Source organism: Pseudomonas sp. (assembly GCF_037994325.1).
Lineage (GTDB): Bacteria > Pseudomonadota > Gammaproteobacteria > Pseudomonadales > Pseudomonadaceae > Aquipseudomonas.
This window is the reverse complement of record NZ_JBBNAH010000266.1, coordinates 1-1384: the sequence shown is the minus strand read 5'-3', so window position 1 is coordinate 1384 and position 1384 is coordinate 1. Positions and strand designations below refer to the sequence as shown.

Here is a 1384-nt window from a genome sequence, read left to right as displayed (position 1 = left end):
TGTTTGCCCTGATTGCGCAGGATGCCCATGTGCAGGCGGGGCATTGGGTGACGGCGCAGCAGCTTCTGGAACAGCGGCGCCGCTATGACGCAGATGATGTGCCGACCAATCGGGTGTTGGCGCGGGTGTATCTGGAATTAGGGCTGCCCGAACAGGCCGGCCAGGCGGAGGAACGGGTGAGGCAGGCCATACAAGCCCAGGTTTAAGCCGACGAGCAAACCGACCGCGCACCTGGATCCCCGCCTACGCGGGGATGACGGATATTGGATGCAATGCCTAATGTTCAGGCACTGGCAAACACCCCTCGTGCAATCGCCCGCGCCAAACAATCCGCCGCCGCCGACCCCAGCAATGACAGCGCCACGGGCCGCTTCGCGCCCTCCGCCAATTCCCGCTCACCGCTGGCCAACGCAAACACCGTATCCCCATCAAACGGCAAATGCGCCGGCCTAATCGCCCGGGCAATGCCGTCTTGCGCCATGATCGCCAGACGTTTGCACTCGGCCGTGGTCAACGCCGCATTGCAGGCCACCACGGCCAACGTGGTATTGGCCCCGGCCTGCAATCGGCCCAAGGTTTCCAGGCGCGACAGTTCGGGAATCGGGTCGCTATGGCGCAGATCATGGGCCGGCCGCTGCCCACCAAATTCATTGCCAATCTCCCACGGCCAGGCCCAGAAGGTTTTGCCGTCGTCCATATACACGCTGCCCACCGGATTCACCGCCACCAGCGCGCCGACGATCAAGCCATTGCCCACATCCAACGAGGCGGAACCCAGCCCGCCAGGCCGCGTTCCGGCCAAAGCGCCGCGCCCAGCGCCCACGGGGCCCAAAGCGAAATCCTGGCCCGCCGCCGCCAACGCTTCTATTCCCCAACGACGGTAAGGCGGCTCCAGCCCCCAGTCCTTGTCGCCATGGTTCGCCAGGTCATGCAGCACCGCAGACGGCACGATCGGAATGGCTGGCGTCCACGGCTGCACGCGCACGCCGACATCTTGTCGGGACAACGCTGCCGCCACGCCATCGGCGGCAGCCAGGCCAAACACCGAGCCGCCGCTAAGCACCAGCGCATGCAGCTCGCCGATCATATTTTCCGGCTCCAGCGCCGCGATTTCCCGTCCTCCGGGACCGCCGCCGCGCACATCCACGCCCGCCCGCCAGGGACCATTGGGCCGCAACACCGTCACCCCACTGCGCACACGTTCGTCCGTGTGATGGCCCACCGTAAGGCCAGCGACATCAGTGATCAGATTGCGGGGACCGGGAACAAACATGCAGCGCACTCCAGAAAATCAGCCAGTTGAACAACAGGTATAGCCAGATGTGTGCCAGCGAGCATTAAGCGCCTCGCGGCTCAAGCCCCTCCACAAGGACATGCGATCCCC

At 64.9% G+C, this 1384-nt stretch carries 1 protein-coding gene and 1 pseudogene; one reads left to right on the top strand and one right to left on the bottom strand.

The features are described 5' to 3' along the window. A pseudogene (locus tag AAAB16_RS08935) lies at positions 1–206 on the top strand (tetratricopeptide repeat protein); the annotation flags it as partial. Between the two features lie 77 nt (positions 207–283). Here AAAB16_RS08935 and AAAB16_RS08930 read toward each other — a convergent pair. Then, positions 284–1273 carry a P1 family peptidase gene (locus AAAB16_RS08930; RefSeq protein ID WP_340663015.1) on the bottom strand — a complete coding sequence of 330 codons (990 nt, stop codon included), beginning with the start codon at positions 1271–1273 and terminating at the stop codon, positions 284–286. Positions 1274–1384: the final 111 nt, after the last annotated feature.